The following is a 15,083-nucleotide window of genomic DNA, read 5'->3' as shown; positions in this document are numbered from 1 at the left end:
ACCAGCGAACACATCAGCTCACCACTCGTACCAAGGAAGTAGTAGAGACTCGTGGCTACAGACATCACGACCGACCTCAACCGGGTCCGCAACATCGGCATCATGGCGCACATCGATGCCGGCAAGACCACGACGACCGAACGCATCCTCTTCTACACCGGCATCAACTACAAGATCGGTGAAGTTCACGACGGTGGCGCCACGATGGACTGGATGGAGCAGGAGCAGGAGCGCGGCATCACGATCACGTCCGCCGCGACGACCTGCTGGTGGAAAGACAACCAGATCAACATCATCGACACCCCCGGTCACGTCGACTTCACGGTCGAGGTCGAGCGCAACCTGCGCGTCCTCGACGGTGCGGTCGCCGTGTTCGACGGTGTCGCCGGCGTCGAGCCGCAGTCCGAGACCGTGTGGCGTCAGGCCGACAAGTATGGCGTCCCGCGCATGTGCTTCATCAACAAGCTCGACCGCACCGGCGCGAGCTTCGACTACTGCGTCAAGACGATCCGTGAGCGCCTCGGCGCCACGGCCCTCGTCCTGCAGGTCCCGATCGGTGCCGAGGGCGACTTCATCGGCATCGTCGACCTGATCGGCAACCGCGCGCTGGTCTGGCGCGGCGAGACCGAGATCGGTGAGGACTACACCGTCGAGGAGATCCCCGCGGATCTGGTCGACACCGCCGCCGAGGCCCGCAACGAGATGATCGAGACCCTCGCCGACCACGACGACGAGTTCGCCGAGGCCTATCTCGACGGTGCAGACATCACCCCCGAGCTGCTCAAGTCCTCGATCCGTCGCGCGACCCTGGCCGCCAAGCTCAACCCGATCCTGTGCGGCACCGCGTTCAAGAACAAGGGCGTCCAGCCTCTGCTCGACGCGGTCATCGACTTCCTTCCCTCACCCCTGGACGTCGGCGCCATCACGGGCCTCGACCCGCGCGACGACACCAAGACCGACACCCGTGAGCCCAACGAGAGCGAGCCGTTCGCGGCCCTCGCCTTCAAGATCGCCTCTGACCCGCACCTCGGCAAGCTGACCTACCTGCGCGTCTACTCCGGTCGCCTCGAGTCCGGCAGCACCGTGATCAACGTGACCAAGGGTCGCAAGGAGCGGATCGGCAAGATCTACCAGATGCACGCCAACAAGCGTGCGGAGATCGCATCGGTCGGCGCCGGCCAGATCGTCGCCGTCATGGGACTCAAGGACACCACGACCGGTGAGACCCTCGCCGATCCGCAGAAGCAGATCGTCCTGGAGTCGATGACGTTCCCCGCGCCGGTCATCCAGGTCGCGATCGAGCCCAAGACCAAGAGCGACCAGGAGAAGCTCGGCACCGCGATCCAGCGGCTGGCCGAGGAGGACCCGACGTTCCAGGTCCACACTGACGAAGAGACCGGTCAGACCATCATCGCCGGCATGGGCGAGCTGCACCTCGACATCCTCGTCGACCGCATGAAGCGCGAGTTCAACGTCGAGGCCAACGTCGGCAAGCCGCAGGTTGCCTATCGCGAGACAATCAAGCGCAAGGTCGCGAACGTCAGCTACACCCACAAGAAGCAGACGGGTGGCTCCGGCCAGTTCGCCAAGGTCATCATCAGCATCGAGCCCACGGGCCCGCTGGCCGGTGGCGAGGGTGGCTACGAGTTCGACAACGCCGTCTCCGGTGGCCGAGTGCCCCGTGAGTACATCCCCTCGGTCGACCAGGGTGCGCAGGACGCCATGCAGTTCGGTGTCCTCGCCGGCTACCAGATGGTCGACGTCAAGGTGACCCTCGAGGACGGCGCCTACCACGACGTCGACTCCTCGGAGCTCGCATTCAAGCTGGCTGGCTCGATGGCTTTCAAGGAAGCCGCGCGCAAGGCCGATCCGGTGATCCTCGAGCCCGTCTTCGCGGTCGAGGTCACCACACCCGATGACTACATGGGTGATGTGATCGGCGACCTCAACTCTCGCCGTGGCCAGGTACAGGCCATGGAGGAAGGGATGGGCGGCGTCAAGATCATCCAGGCGATCGTCCCCCTGTCCGAGATGTTCGGGTACGTCGGCGACCTGAGGTCCAAGACCTCGGGCCGTGCGTCATACTCGATGCAGTTCGACTCCTACGCGGAGGTTCCCAAGAACGTCGCGGAAGAGATCATCAAAAAGGCCCGCGGCGAGTAGCAGCGGACCATCTCATAAGATGGCTTGAGGCTCTCGTGAAGCGGGACCCAACGGCGTTCAACAGCAACCAATTCTAAGAAGGAGCCCCAAGTGGCTAAGGCGAAGTTCGAGCGGACCAAGCCGCACATGAACATCGGCACCATCGGTCACATCGACCACGGTAAGACGACTCTTACTGCGGCGATCACCAAGGTGTTGCACGACAAGTACCCGGATCTGAACGACGACTACGCGTTCGACCAGATCGACAAGGCGCCCGAAGAGAAGCAGCGCGGCATCACGATCTCGATCGCGCACGTGGAGTACCAGACGGAGAACCGTCACTACGCCCACGTCGACTGCCCGGGACACGCGGACTACGTCAAGAACATGATCACCGGTGCGGCTCAGATGGACGGCGCGATCCTCGTGGTCGCCGCCACCGACGGCCCCATGCCCCAGACTCGCGAGCACGTCCTGCTCGCGCGCCAGGTCGGCGTGCCGGCGATGGTCGTCGCACTCAACAAGTGCGACATGGTCGATGACGAAGAGATCCTCGAGCTCGTCGAGCTCGAGGTCCGTGAGCTCCTGAGCGATCAGGAGTTCGACGGTGACAACGTTCCCGTCGTCAAGGTCGCCGCTCACCCGGCGCTCCAGGGTGACGCCAAGTGGGGCGAGTCGATCCTCGAGCTGATGCAGGCTGTCGACGACTACATCCCGATGCCTCCTCGCGAGACCGAGAAGCCGTTCCTCATGCCCGTCGAAGATGTGTTCACGATCACCGGTCGTGGAACCGTCATCACCGGCCGCATCGAGCGTGGCGTCGTCAAGGTCAACGAGACCGTCGACATCGTCGGCATCCGTGAGACCAAGCAGACCACCACGGTCACCGGCATCGAGATGTTCCGCAAGCTGCTCGACACCGGCGAGGCCGGCGAGAACGTCGGACTGCTGCTTCGCGGCACCAAGCGCGAAGACGTCGAGCGCGGCATGGTTGTCATCGCACCGGGTTCCACGACTCCTCACACGGAGTTCGAGGGCCAGGTCTACATCCTGTCGAAGGAGGAGGGCGGCCGTCACACGCCGTTCTTCAACAACTACCGTCCGCAGTTCTACTTCCGCACCACGGACGTCACCGGCGTCGTCACGCTGCCCGAGGGCACCGAGATGGTCATGCCCGGCGACAACACCGAGATGTCGGTCGCGCTGATCCAGCCGATCGCCATGGAGGACGGCCTGCGTTTCGCCATCCGTGAGGGTGGACGTACGGTCGGCGCCGGACGCGTCACCAAGATCAACAAGTAGTCCTGCTCTCACGAAGCCCCTCGAGCCGCACAGGCTCGGGGGGCTTCGTCGCGCGCGGGGGTAGAACGGTTGACGGGATTGCGGTCGCGGTGCAAACTAAGCACGCTCGAATGCCAGAAGGGACATTGTCATGCGCACTCCTCTCACCGTCGCGGCGGTCGGCCTCGGTCTGGTCGTCTCGTCCCTGCTCGTCACCCCTTCCGCCCAGGCCGGAGCCAGCGGATGCGACACGGGCGTGCCGTCGGACTTCAACGGCGACGGGTTCTCCGACGTCGCGGTCGCCAACTCGACGGCCAGCGAGGCAGGGCAGACGAGCGCAGGACGGGTGACTGTGCGGTACGGCGACGCCGACAACCGGGTGGGCGAGGGCGTAGCGACGAACGTCCGTGCCGACACCGGCAACGACCCCGGCGGCATCGTGCAGACGGGGGCCCGCTGGGGCTTCTCGCTGGTGACCGCCGACCTTGACTGCGACGGGTTCACCGACCTGGTCGTCGGGGCACCCCTGTTCGACAACATCGGTGCCGTCGACTCCGGCACCGTCACCGTGTTGTATGGCGAGGCGGCGGGCTTCGTGTCGACCTCGCGCCAAGACGTGATGATCAGCGACGACTTCGGCCGCACCCGCGCCACCGGCGACCGATTCGGATACTCGGTCGACGCCGTGGAGGACCTCGGCCAAGGTGGGACCCCCGATCCGGACGCCTACGGCATCATCATCGGGGTCCCGTACCGCGACACGTCAGGGTTCACGAACAGCGGGGCCGTGGCCGTGCGCACCGCGCTCGACGGCGGAAACATCGGCACCTGGATCGACGAGACGACCCCAGGCGTCGGCGGCGGAGCCGAGGCCGGAGACCTGTTCGGTTTCTCGGTGGCTTTCGGCTTCTTCGACGACAACTCCACCGTGGACGCGCTGGTGGGTGTGCCCTCCGAGGACGTCGGCAGCATCGACGACGCCGGTAGCGTCGTGCGCCTGGACAACGTGTACGGCGACGAACTCGATGGCGGGACCGCCATCACCCAGAACTCCAGCGGCGTTCCCGACTCGGCCGAGGCGAGTGATCAGTTCGGTCGCGTCGTCGACGCCTGGACGTCCGCGACCGGTGCCAACTCGCGGGCCGTCGCGTCGGCTCCCTACGAGAACATCGGCAGCGCCGTCAACGCCGGCCTGGTCCAGCTGTTCGACAAGCCCTCGGGCGGCTCACTGGGGCCCGGCATCGCGCTGAGCCAGAACACCTCCGGGGTCGGCGGCACGGCCCAGACGAACGACTACTTCGGCAGCGACGTCGCGATCGGACCCGGATATCTGACCGCGATCGGCGTCCCCGGCCAGAATGGCTCCGAGGTAGACAGCGGGCTGATCCAGCTGGTGCCGCTGGCCAACGTGGCTGACGACACCTCGTACACGCAGGCGAGCTCCGGCGTGCCGGGGACTGCTAACGCAGGCGAGAAGCTGGGATCGGCGGTTGGCATCATCGACGGGGCGAGCGAGGACGTGGCCCTCGCCGGCGTGCCGGCAGACGTCGAGAATGCCGACGGCTTGGTCAATGTCTTCCCGTTCCCCGCAGGCGTCCCGCGCAGCTGGTTGCCCACCGGTGTCGGCGGTGGCTTCGGCGACGCCTTCGGCGGTCAGGGACGCTGACCGGAGCAGGTGCGGTGGACGTCCTGTCGATGACACGTGATCGGCTTTCGGCGACGTCGCCGTAGCCTTGCCCCCATGGGTCATTCGCACGCGCACGGCGGCGCGCACGGCACGGGCGTTCAGTACCGCCGGCGCCTCACCGTCGTGCTGGCCCTGACGCTTACGGTGCTCGTGGTCGAGGCCGTCGTCGCCGCCCTCACCGGCAGCCTCGCGCTGCTGGCTGATGCGGGCCATCTCCTGGGCGACTCGTTCGGCATCGTCATGGCCCTCGCCGCGATCACCGTCGCCCAGCGCGGCGGCGCCCCCGGCTCACGGCGTTCGTTCGGGTACCACCGCACCGAGGTGCTCGCCGCCGGCGCCAACGGGCTGATCCTGTTGGGGCTGGCCGCGTGGGTGGCCGTCAGCGCGATCCGACGTTTCGGGGACGCGCCGGAGCTCGACGGGGGACTGATCCTGCTGGCCGGCGGCATCGGCCTGGCCGTCAACGTCGTGGGCCTGCTGCTGCTGCGCGGCGGTGCCGAGGAGAGCCTCAACGTCCGCGGCGCCTACCTCGAGGTGCTCGGCGATGCGCTCGGGTCCGTCGCGGTGATCGTCTCGGCGAGCGTCGTGCTGGTCACTGAGTGGTATCCCGCCGATGCGGTCGCCTCGCTGGTCATCGCGGCCATGATCGTGCCGCGCGCGGTCTCCCTGCTCCGCGAGGTCCTGGAGGTGCTGCTGGAGTCGACTCCCCGTGACGTCGACCTCGCCGAGCTGCGATTGCACATCCTCGAGATGGAGGGGGTCGAGGACGTCCACGACCTGCACGTCTGGACCATCACGTCGGGCATGCCGGTCATGAGCGCCCACGTCGTGGTCGACGACTCCGTGACGGACATGGCAGGCGCCCATGCCGTGCTGGACCGGCTGCGTGGGTGCCTGGCCGAGCACTTCGACGTCGAGCACTCGACCTTCCAGATCGAGCCGTCCGGCCACGCGGACTCCGAGCCCAACGTCCATCACTAGCACCTGCGGTCCTCGATTTGTGTTTACCGCAGCGGGTCTGTCAGAATAGTTCGGTTGCTCCGGCTCGATCGCTGGGGCGCCGAACGTCCGGCCTCTCACGCCGATCACGACGACGGTGCCGAACCTGAGATCGAGCTTGTCCCGCTGATGCGGGTCCAACCACCTAACTCGACAAGTGTGTGACGTATGCCCCCATGTGGGCGCGACACGCCCGACCTCGGGGGTCGGCGGGAGGGAGGAGCCTTTCTCCCTCGATCCGGGGCGAGACTGCGAAGCGAACGAACGTAAAGGACTAACGAGAGCATGGCGGGACAGAAAATCCGTATCCGGCTCAAGGCCTACGACCACGAGGTCATTGACTCCTCGGCGCGCAAGATCGTCGACACGGTGACGCGTACGGGCGCCAAGGTCGCAGGACCGGTGCCGTTGCCCACTGAGAAGAACGTGTTCTGCGTGATCCGTTCGCCGCACAAGTACAAGGACAGCCGCGAGCACTTCGAGATGCGCACCCACAAGCGCCTCATCGACATCATTGACCCGACGCCCAAGACAGTCGACTCGCTCATGCGACTCGACCTGCCGGCCGGCGTCGACATCGAGATCAAGCTCTGAGGGGGACAGCGACATGACTCAGCCATCGAGCCCCTCCCGGGGCGGCAGCAGCACTGCCACCACGCGCGGCCTCCTCGGCCGCAAGCTCGGCATGACCCAGGTATGGGATGCCGACAACAAGATCGTTCCCGTCACCGTGATCGCTGCCGACACCAACGTCGTCACCCAGATCCGCACGCGTGAGACCGACGGCTACTCGGCCGTCCAGCTCGGCTTCGGCGAGATCGCCGGTCGCAAGGTCAACAAGCCGGTCTCGGGCCACTTTGACAAGGCCGGCGTCACACCTCGCCGCCACATCGTCGAGATCCGCACCGAGGCCGTCTCGGACTTCACGCTGGGCCAGGAGGTCTCCCCGGAGATCTTCGCCGCGGGTGATGTCGTCGACGTCACCGCGACCAGCAAGGGCAAAGGCTTCGCCGGCGTCATGAAGCGCCACGGCTTCCACGGCGTGGGCGCTTCGCACGGTGCGCACCGCAACCACCGCAAGCCAGGCTCGATCGGTGGCTGCGCCACCCCGGGTCGTGTCTTCAAGGGTCTGCGCATGGCCGGCCACATGGGCGCCGAGCAGGTGACGACGCAGAACCTCAAGGTTCACGCCGTCGACGCCGGCAAGGGCGTCATCCTCATCAAGGGCGCCGTACCCGGCCCCAAGGGCGCGCTCGTCGTCATCCGCTCCGCCGTGAAGGGAGCCTGATCATGGCACTCACACTTCCCAAGGGCAGCATCGATGCTCAGCTGCCCGTCGACATCTTCGACGTGCAGGTCAACATCCCGCTGATCCACCAGGTCGTCGTTGCGCAGCTCGCCGCAGCGCGCCAGGGCACGCACAGCACCAAGTCGCGTGGCGAGGTGTCCGGCGGTGGCAAGAAGCCCTACCGCCAGAAGGGCACCGGTCGCGCCCGCCAGGGCTCGATCCGCGCACCCCAGTACAACGGTGGTGGCATCGTGCACGGCCCGACGCCGCGGTCGTACGACCAGCGCACACCCAAGAAGATGAAGGCTGCCGCTCTGCGCGGTGCCCTCTCGGACCGGGCTCGTTCGGGTCGCCTGCACGTGGTCGACAGCATCGTCTCCGGCGACAAGCCGTCGACGCGGCTCGCGCTGGCCACGCTGCGTGACCTGACGCCTCGCCCCCGCGTGCTGATCGTGGTTGACCGTGCCGACACGTTGACGGCCATCAGCCTGCGCAACGTCGGCGAGCTCGTGATCCTGACGTTCGACCAGCTCAACACCTACGACGTCCTGCTCAGCGACGACATCGTGTTCACCCAGCAGGCGTTCGACGCATTCGTCGCCGCGCGCTCGGCCGAGGGTGCCAAGACGATCGCCCTGAGCGCGGCCGCGACCGAGGTCGACGCTCGTGACAGCGCCAAGCCGGCCAAGAAGGCGCCGGCCAAGAAGACCGCTGCCAAGAAGGCTGCGGCTCCTGCTGCCGCCAAGGTCGTCGAGGCTCCGGCCGACGACGAGGCTTCGGCCGAGTCCGCTGCTACGAAGACCCAGCCATACGGTCCCGGATCGAAGGCGCCCCTCAAGAGCGGCAACCCTCCCAAGGGACACGAGATCAAGGGCAACGAGGACTCGATGAAGTACCACGAGCCGGATGGCCAGTGGTACGAGCAGACCGATGCCGAGGTCTGGTTCGACTCCGCCGAGACGGCTGAGGCTGCCGGCTTCACGAAGGCAGGAGACGCCTGATGAGCACGATTCACAAGGACCACCGCGACGTCTTGATCGCTCCGGTCGTCAGCGAGAAGAGCTACGGCCTGCTCGATGACAACAAGTACACCTTCGTGGTGCACCCGGACGCCAACAAGACAGAGATCAAGATCGCCGTCGAGAAGATCTTCGGCGTCAAGGTCACCGCGGTCAACACGCTCAACCGCAAGGGCAAGACCCGTCGTACGAAGTCGGGTCTGGGCAAGCGCAAGGACACCAAGCGAGCAATCGTGAGTGTCGCGCCCGGTCAGAGCATCGACATCTTCTCGACGCCGAGCGCCTGAGGACTGAGGACATATGGCTATTCGCAAATACAAGCCGACAACGCCGGGCCGTCGTGGCTCGAGCGTCGCCGACTTCGCCGAGATCACCCGCACGACGTCGGAGAAGTCCCTGACAGAGCCGCTGCCCAAGAAGGGCGGCCGCAACAACCAGGGCCGGATCACGACTCGTCACCAGGGTGGTGGACACAAGCGCGCTTACCGCATCATCGACTTCCGTCGCTATGACAAGGACGGCGTGCCGGCCAAGGTCGCTCACATCGAGTACGACCCCAACCGCACGGCGCGCATCGCGCTGCTGCACTATGCCGACGGCGAGAAGCGTTACATCATCGCGCCCGAGGGCCTCAAGCAGGGCATGTCGGTCGAGTCCGGTGTCGGTTCCGACATCAAGGTCGGCAACAACCTGCCCCTGCGCAACATCCCGGTTGGCACACTGATCAACGGCATCGAGCTTCGTCCCGGCGGTGGCGCCAAGATGGGCCGCTCCGCCGGCACCAAGGTCCAGCTCGTCGCCAAGGAAGGCAACAAGGCGCAGCTGCGCCTGCCCTCCGGCGAGATGCGCTATGTCGACGTTCGCTGCCGCGCCACGATCGGTGAGGTCGGCAACGCCGAGCAGTCCAACATCAACTGGGGCAAGGCCGGACGCAGCCGCTGGAAGGGCAAGCGCCCGACCGTTCGCGGTGTCGCGATGAACCCGGTCGACCACCCGCACGGTGGTGGCGAGGGCAAGACGTCCGGTGGACGTCACCCCGTCTCGCCGTGGGGCAAGCCGGAAGGCCGCACGCGCAAGCGCAAGGCCAGCGACCAGATGATCGTCCGCCGCCGCAAGTCCGGCCGCTGAGCCAGGAGAGAATTCATATGCCACGCAGTTTGAAGAAGGGTCCGTTCGTTGACGGGCACCTCGAGAAGAAGGTCGACGCGCAGAACACCGCCGAGACCCACACCGTGATCAAGACCTGGTCGCGTCGCTCGATGATCCTGCCGTCCTTCATCGGACACACGATCGCCGTGCACGACGGCCGCAAGCACGTCCCGGTGTTCATCACGGACTCGATGGTGGGCCACAAGCTGGGCGAGTTCGCCCCGACCCGCACGTTCCGTGGACACGAGAAGGACGACCGGAAGGCGAAGAGGCGATGAGTGCAGCTACCCGTGAGAGCGTGAGCGCTCGTCGCGAGCGCCTGCTGGGTGATGAGCCCGGTGCGTTCGCAGTTGCTCGCTTCGTCCGCGTCACCGCGCAGAAGTCGCGACGCATCGCGGACCTGATCCGCGGCGAGTCGGTCGAGAACGCCCTGGCCACCCTGCAGTTCGCGCCGCAGGCCGTTGCCGAGAACTTCTACAAGCTCGTCGACAGTGCTGCATCCAATGCAGAGACCACTGAAGGCCTCGACCGCTCCTCGCTGATCATCACCGTGGTGCAGGTCGACGAGGGTCCGACGATGAAGCGCTGGCGCCCCCGCGCCAAGGGTGCGGCCAACCGCATCCTCAAGCGCAGCAGCCACCTGACCGTGGTCGTGCAGCCCGCCGAGGTCGTTCAGGCCCGGCTGGATGCGGCCAACATCAAGAACTCCAAGAAGAAGGGCGGGAACCGATAGTGGGACAGAAGATCAACCCGCACGGGTTCCGACTCGGCATCTCGACGGATCACAAGAGCCGTTGGTACGCGGACAAGCTCTACAAGAGCTATGTCGGCGAGGATGTCCAGATCCGCAAGATGCTCACCAAGGGCATGGACCGTGCCGGCATCAGCCGCGTCGAGATCGAGCGCACGCGTGACCGCGTTCGCGTCGACATCCACACGGCTCGTCCGGGCATCGTCATCGGCCGCCGCGGCGCCGAGGCCGACCGCATCCGCGGCGACCTCGAGAAGCTGACCGGCAAGCAGGTGCAGCTCAACATCCTCGAGGTCAAGAACCCCGAGATGGATGCGCAGCTCGTCGCCCAGGGTGTTGCCGAGCAGCTGTCGGGTCGTGTTCAGTTCCGTCGTGCCATGCGCAAGGCGATGCAGACCACGATGCGCAGCGGTGCCAAGGGCATCCGCATCCAGTGCGGCGGTCGGCTCGGTGGCGCCGAGATGTCGCGCTCGGAGTTCTACCGCGAGGGCCGGGTGCCCCTGCACACCCTGCGCGCCGACGTCGACTACGGCTTCTACGAGGCCAAGACGACCTTCGGCCGGATCGGCGTGAAGGTCTGGATCTACAAGGGCGAGGTCGCGGGCACCCGCGCCGAGCGCGAGGCCGAAGCGGCCAAGCGTGCGGCCGCTCCCGGCAGCAACCGTCGCCCCGCCACCCGTGGCGGAGCAGCCGGTGGCGCGCGTCGCCCCGAGCGTCCGGCCCGCGAAGATGCGGCACCCGCCGCTGAGGCCGCTGCTTCGGCGCCGGCCACCGAGGCTCCCGCAACCGTTGCAGCGCCCGCCGCTGCCGCCGCCGAAGGAGGGGAGAGCTGATGTTGATGCCCCGCAGGGTCAAGTACCGCAAGCAGCACCACCCCACGCGCCGAGGCGCGGCCAAGGGTGGCACGGAGCTGGCGTTCGGTGACTTTGGCATTCAGTGCGTGACCCCCGCCTACGTGACGAACCGTCAGATCGAGTCCGCTCGTATCGCCATGACGCGTCACATCAAGCGTGGCGGCAAGGTCTGGATCAACATCTACCCGGACCGTCCGCTGACCAAGAAGCCCGCCGAGACCCGCATGGGTTCAGGCAAGGGCTCGCCGGAGTGGTGGGTCGCCAACGTCAAGCCCGGACGCGTCATGTTCGAGCTGTCCGGCGTCGACGAGACGACGGCCCGCGAGGCGATGCGCCGCGCGATCCACAAGCTCCCCATGAAGGCCCGATTCATCACGCGAGAGACAGGTGAGCTGTGATGGCAGCAGTGACCACAGCCGCAGAGCTTCGTGCTCTCGAGGCAGACAAGCTCGCCGAGCTCCTGGGCGAGTCCAAGGAAGAGCTGTTCAACCTGCGCTTCCAGAACGCCACGGGCCAGCTCGACAACACCGCACGCCTCCGGGCCGTGCGCAAGGACATCGCGCGCATCTACACCGTCATGCGGGAGCGCGAGCTTGGCATCGTCGAGTCCCTGTCCGATGAGGGGGCCACGGCATGACCGACAAGTTCCAGACCAGCCACATTAAGGGCGAAGCAGTGACCGAACGCAGCACGCGCAAGACCCGTGAGGGTCTTGTCGTCAGCGACAAGATGGACAAGACCGTTGTGGTCAACGTCGAGGATCGCGTCAAGCACGCGCTCTACGGCAAGGTCCTGCGTCGCAACATCAAGCTCAAGGCTCACGACGAGGCGAACGCTGCCGGCATCGGTGACCGTGTCCTGATCATGGAGACACGTCCACTGTCCGCCACCAAGCGTTGGCGCATCGTCGAGATCCTCGAGAAGGCCAAGTAGGAGACGACAGATGATTCAGCAGGAGTCGCGACTCAAGGTCGCCGACAACACAGGTGCCAAGGAGATCCTTTGCATCCGTGTCCTCGGTGGCTCGGGTCGGCGTTATGCCGGCATCGGTGACACCATCGTCGCCACCGTCAAGGACGCCATCCCCGGCGGAAACGTCAAGAAGGGTGATGTCGTCAAGGCTGTCGTCGTGCGCACCGTCAAGGAGCGCCGTCGTCCGGATGGCTCGTACATCAAGTTCGACGAGAACGCAGCCGTCATTCTCAAGGCCGATGGCGATCCGCGCGGTACGCGCATCTTCGGTCCCGTCGGGCGTGAGCTTCGCGACAAGAAGTTCATGCGCATCATTTCGCTCGCACCGGAGGTGCTCTGAGATGGCCCGCAAAGGCACCATCAGCATTCGCAAGGGTGACCAGGTCAAGGTCATCGCTGGCAAGGACAAGGGCGTGACCGGATCGGTGATCGAGGTGATCGCCGAGCAGGATCGCGTCATCGTCGAGGGCGTCAACCGCGTCAAGCGCCACACCAAGGCCAACCAGGCCGGTGGCGCAGGCTCAGGCGGCATCATCACCAGCGAGGCCCCGATCCACATCTCGAACGTGATGCTCCTCGCGGACAAGGAGCCGACCCGCGTCGGCTACCGCCGTGACGAGGTCACCAAGAGCCGTCCCGCCGGATCGACATACACCGCGCACCGCAGCGTGCGCATCGCCAAGAAGACCGGAAAGGAGATCTGAGCATGAGTACCGAAACCTCCACCCCCACGGACGAGGCCACTGCGGCGGCCCCCCGCCTCAAGACGCGCTACCGCGAGGAGATCCTGCCGGCTCTGCGCGAGCAGTTCGACTTCCAGAACGTCATGCAGGTGCCCGGCCTGACCAAGATCGTCGTCAACATGGGTGTCGGCGAGGCTGCCCGCGACGGCAAGCTGATCGAGGGCGCACTCCGCGACCTCACCGCGATCACCGGCCAGAAGCCGCAGGTCACCAAGGCACGCAAGTCCATCGCGCAGTTCAAGCTGCGTGAGGGCATGCCGATCGGCGCGCACGTCACACTGCGTGGAGACCGCATGTGGGAGTTCCTCGATCGTCTGCTGACGCTCGCGCTTCCCCGCATTCGCGACTTCCGTGGGCTCTCGCCCCGGCAGTTCGACGGTCGCGGCAACTACACCTTCGGTCTGACCGAGCAGGTCATGTTCCACGAGATCGATCAGGACAAGATCGACCGCTCGCGTGGCATGGACATCACGATCGTCACCACGGCCACCAACGACGACGAGGGTCGCGCGCTGCTCAAGCTGCTCGGCTTCCCTTACAAGGAGAACTGACATGGCGAAGACTGGACTGAAGGTCAAGGCCGCTCGCAAGCCCAAGTTCGCGGTCCGCGGCTACACCCGTTGCCAGCGTTGTGGCCGACCCCGGTCGGTCTACAAGAAGTTCGGCCTCTGCCGCATCTGCCTTCGCGAGATGGCGCACAGGGGCGAACTGCCCGGTATCACCAAGAGCTCCTGGTAATTTCTCACCCCTCACAGGCCGAAGGTCCCTCCGCACCCGAGCTGACAAGCCCGAGCTGGAATGGAAACCACGGCAGGAATGGAACACACCAACTATGACAATGACCGATCCGATCGCTGACATGCTGACGCGTGTCCGCAACGGCAATCAGGCATACCACGACAGCGTGACGATGCCCTACTCCAAGCTCAAGGCCGGCGTAGCCGAGATCCTCAAGCAGGAGGGCTACATCACCAGCATCGACGTGGCCGACCCCAAGGAGGGCGAGGTGAGCAAGTCGCTCACGATCACCCTCAAGTACGGTCCGCATCGTGAGCGCTCGATCGCCGGCATCCGCCGCATCAGCAAGCCGGGTCTTCGCGTCTACGCGAAGTCGACCGGCCTGCCCAAGGTGCTCGGTGGACTCGGCGTGGCGATCATCTCGACGAGCCAGGGTCTGCTCACGGACCGTCAGGCCAACCAGAAGGGCGTAGGCGGAGAAGTCCTCGCCTACGTCTGGTGAGAGGGGTCTGAACACATGTCACGCATTGGCAAGATTCCCGTCACGATCCCGTCCGGTGTCGAGGTCTCGATCGAGGGCCAGGACGTACGCGTCAAGGGCCCCAAGGGCGAGCTGTCCCACACTGTCGCGGAGCCCATCACGGTCTCCAAGGGCGACGATGGCACGCTCGCGGTCGAGCGTCCCGACGACGAGCGCCGCAGCAAGGCTCTTCACGGTCTCTCCCGCACCCTGATCAGCAACATGGTCGTCGGTGTCACCGAGGGCTACGAGAAGAAGCTCGAGATCGTCGGCGTCGGTTACCGCGTCCAGGCCAAGGGCCCGGCTGCCCTCGAGTTCGCGCTCGGCTTCAGCCACCCGGTCCCGGTCCAGGCTCCCGAGGGCATCACGTTCTCGGTCGAGTCGCCCACCAAGTTCGCTGTGCACGGCATCGACAAGCAGACCGTCGGTGAGGTCGCCGCGAACATCCGCAAGATCCGCAAGCCCGAGCCTTACAAGGGCAAGGGCGTCCGCTACGCCGGCGAGCACGTCCGCCGCAAGGTCGGAAAGGCTGGTAAGTAGTCATGGCTATCTCGATCAAGCACGCCAAGCACACGTCGCCCCGCACGGCTTCGCGTCTGCGCCGTCAGGTGCGAGGACGCAAGAAGCTCGAGGGATCGGCCGAGCGTCCGCGTCTCGTCATCACCCGCTCGAGCAAGCACATGGTCGCTCAGATCGTCAACGACCTCGAGGGCCGCACGCTGGTCTCCGCGTCGACGATGGAGGCCGACCTGCGCTCGTCCGATGAGGACAAGACCGCCAAGGCCCGCAAGGTCGGCGAGCTCGTTGCCGACCGCGCCAAGGCTGCCGGTGTCGACAGCGTCGTCTTCGACCGCGCGGGCAACAAGTACGCCGGCCGGGTCGCAGCTCTGGCTGACGGCGCCCGCGAGGGCGGACTGGAGTTCTGATGACCAACACT

Annotated in this window: 22 protein-coding genes; all 22 read left to right on the top strand. The window is 65.9% G+C overall.

Translation table 11 applies throughout. The features are described from left to right. Positions 1-51 precede the first annotated feature (51 nt). The 22 genes from fusA (at position 52) to rplR (ending at position 15,072) form a co-directional block, all read left to right on the top strand. Complete coding sequence (gene fusA, locus WKF39_RS06800) at positions 52-2,163, top strand: elongation factor G (protein WP_340386689.1); 2,112 nt, start codon at positions 52-54, stop codon at positions 2,161-2,163. Positions 2,164-2,253: 90 nt separating this feature from the next. Further along, positions 2,254-3,447 (top strand): elongation factor Tu, encoded by a 1,194-nt coding sequence (gene tuf / locus WKF39_RS06795; protein ID WP_340386687.1) that lies wholly within the window; start codon positions 2,254-2,256, stop codon positions 3,445-3,447. 130 nt (positions 3,448-3,577) lie between these two features. Further along, the gene (locus WKF39_RS06790) at positions 3,578-5,092 is read left to right on the top strand and encodes a VCBS repeat-containing protein (RefSeq protein ID WP_340386685.1); all 1,515 of its coding nucleotides are present in this window, start codon (positions 3,578-3,580) and stop codon (positions 5,090-5,092) included. 75 nt (positions 5,093-5,167) lie between these two features. Continuing rightward, positions 5,168-6,094 carry a cation diffusion facilitator family transporter gene (locus WKF39_RS06785; RefSeq protein ID WP_340386683.1) on the top strand — a complete coding sequence of 309 codons (927 nt, stop codon included), beginning with the start codon at positions 5,168-5,170 and terminating at the stop codon, positions 6,092-6,094. 303 nt (positions 6,095-6,397) lie between these two features. Then, positions 6,398-6,706: a 30S ribosomal protein S10 gene (gene rpsJ, locus WKF39_RS06780; protein WP_012923688.1), complete on the top strand. Its 309-nt coding sequence runs from the start codon at positions 6,398-6,400 to the stop codon at positions 6,704-6,706. Positions 6,707-6,719: 13 nt separating this feature from the next. Beyond that, complete coding sequence (gene rplC / locus WKF39_RS06775; RefSeq protein WP_340386637.1) at positions 6,720-7,400, top strand: 50S ribosomal protein L3; 681 nt, start codon at positions 6,720-6,722, stop codon at positions 7,398-7,400. A gap of 2 nt (positions 7,401-7,402) precedes the next feature. Further along, positions 7,403-8,401 carry a 50S ribosomal protein L4 gene (gene rplD, locus WKF39_RS06770; RefSeq protein ID WP_340386635.1) on the top strand — a complete coding sequence of 333 codons (999 nt, stop codon included), beginning with the start codon at positions 7,403-7,405 and terminating at the stop codon, positions 8,399-8,401. After that, positions 8,401-8,706, top strand: a complete 306-nt coding sequence (gene rplW, locus WKF39_RS06765) for a 50S ribosomal protein L23 (protein ID WP_340386633.1) — start codon at positions 8,401-8,403, stop codon at positions 8,704-8,706. Before rplD ends, rplW begins: the two co-directional genes overlap by 1 nt. Before the next feature lie 13 nt (positions 8,707-8,719). Next, positions 8,720-9,547, top strand: a complete 828-nt coding sequence (gene rplB / locus WKF39_RS06760; RefSeq protein ID WP_340386631.1) for a 50S ribosomal protein L2 — start codon at positions 8,720-8,722, stop codon at positions 9,545-9,547. A 17-nt stretch (positions 9,548-9,564) separates the two neighbouring features. Further along, positions 9,565-9,846, top strand: coding sequence for a 30S ribosomal protein S19 (gene rpsS, locus WKF39_RS06755; protein ID WP_118394343.1), 282 nt, complete (start codon positions 9,565-9,567; stop codon positions 9,844-9,846). After that, positions 9,843-10,301 carry a 50S ribosomal protein L22 gene (rplV, locus tag WKF39_RS06750; protein ID WP_340386628.1) on the top strand — a complete coding sequence of 153 codons (459 nt, stop codon included), beginning with the start codon at positions 9,843-9,845 and terminating at the stop codon, positions 10,299-10,301. The genes rpsS and rplV overlap by 4 nt, the downstream gene beginning before the upstream one ends. Then, positions 10,301-11,152 (top strand): 30S ribosomal protein S3, encoded by an 852-nt coding sequence (rpsC, locus tag WKF39_RS06745; RefSeq protein WP_340386626.1) that lies wholly within the window; start codon positions 10,301-10,303, stop codon positions 11,150-11,152. Before rplV ends, rpsC begins: the two co-directional genes overlap by 1 nt. Then, positions 11,152-11,571 (top strand): 50S ribosomal protein L16, encoded by a 420-nt coding sequence (rplP, locus tag WKF39_RS06740; protein WP_340386624.1) that lies wholly within the window; start codon positions 11,152-11,154, stop codon positions 11,569-11,571. Before rpsC ends, rplP begins: the two co-directional genes overlap by 1 nt. After that, positions 11,571-11,810: a 50S ribosomal protein L29 gene (gene rpmC / locus WKF39_RS06735; RefSeq protein ID WP_340386622.1), complete on the top strand. Its 240-nt coding sequence runs from the start codon at positions 11,571-11,573 to the stop codon at positions 11,808-11,810. Before rplP ends, rpmC begins: the two co-directional genes overlap by 1 nt. Then, positions 11,807-12,106 (top strand): 30S ribosomal protein S17, encoded by a 300-nt coding sequence (gene rpsQ / locus WKF39_RS06730; RefSeq protein WP_340386620.1) that lies wholly within the window; start codon positions 11,807-11,809, stop codon positions 12,104-12,106. The genes rpmC and rpsQ overlap by 4 nt, the downstream gene beginning before the upstream one ends. Positions 12,107-12,116: 10 nt before the next feature. Next, a complete protein-coding gene (rplN, locus tag WKF39_RS06725) occupies positions 12,117-12,485 on the top strand; it encodes a 50S ribosomal protein L14 (protein WP_056209423.1) in 369 nt (122 codons plus the stop codon). Between the two features lies 1 nt (position 12,486). Further along, the gene (gene rplX / locus WKF39_RS06720; protein WP_340386617.1) at positions 12,487-12,849 is read left to right on the top strand and encodes a 50S ribosomal protein L24; all 363 of its coding nucleotides are present in this window, start codon (positions 12,487-12,489) and stop codon (positions 12,847-12,849) included. Between the two features lie 2 nt (positions 12,850-12,851). Beyond that, entirely contained in the window at positions 12,852-13,439 is a 588-nt protein-coding gene (rplE, locus tag WKF39_RS06715; protein ID WP_340386615.1) for a 50S ribosomal protein L5, read from the top strand. Position 13,440: 1 nt separating this feature from the next. Continuing rightward, positions 13,441-13,626 (top strand): type Z 30S ribosomal protein S14, encoded by a 186-nt coding sequence (locus WKF39_RS06710; protein ID WP_056209415.1) that lies wholly within the window; start codon positions 13,441-13,443, stop codon positions 13,624-13,626. Positions 13,627-13,720: 94 nt separating this feature from the next. Beyond that, a complete protein-coding gene (rpsH, locus tag WKF39_RS06705) occupies positions 13,721-14,128 on the top strand; it encodes a 30S ribosomal protein S8 (protein WP_340386611.1) in 408 nt (135 codons plus the stop codon). 15 nt (positions 14,129-14,143) lie between these two features. Further along, positions 14,144-14,686, top strand: coding sequence for a 50S ribosomal protein L6 (gene rplF / locus WKF39_RS06700; RefSeq protein WP_340386609.1), 543 nt, complete (start codon positions 14,144-14,146; stop codon positions 14,684-14,686). 2 nt (positions 14,687-14,688) lie between these two features. Next, positions 14,689-15,072, top strand: coding sequence for a 50S ribosomal protein L18 (gene rplR, locus WKF39_RS06695; protein ID WP_340386607.1), 384 nt, complete (start codon positions 14,689-14,691; stop codon positions 15,070-15,072). Positions 15,073-15,083 lie beyond the last annotated feature (11 nt).

Origin of the sequence: Aeromicrobium sp. (assembly GCF_037719875.1) — a bacterium.
In the GTDB taxonomy this organism is placed as follows: domain Bacteria; phylum Actinomycetota; class Actinomycetes; order Propionibacteriales; family Nocardioidaceae; genus Aeromicrobium.
The sequence above is the reverse complement of the archived record's forward strand: the minus strand, read 5'-3'. Positions and strand labels throughout refer to the sequence as shown.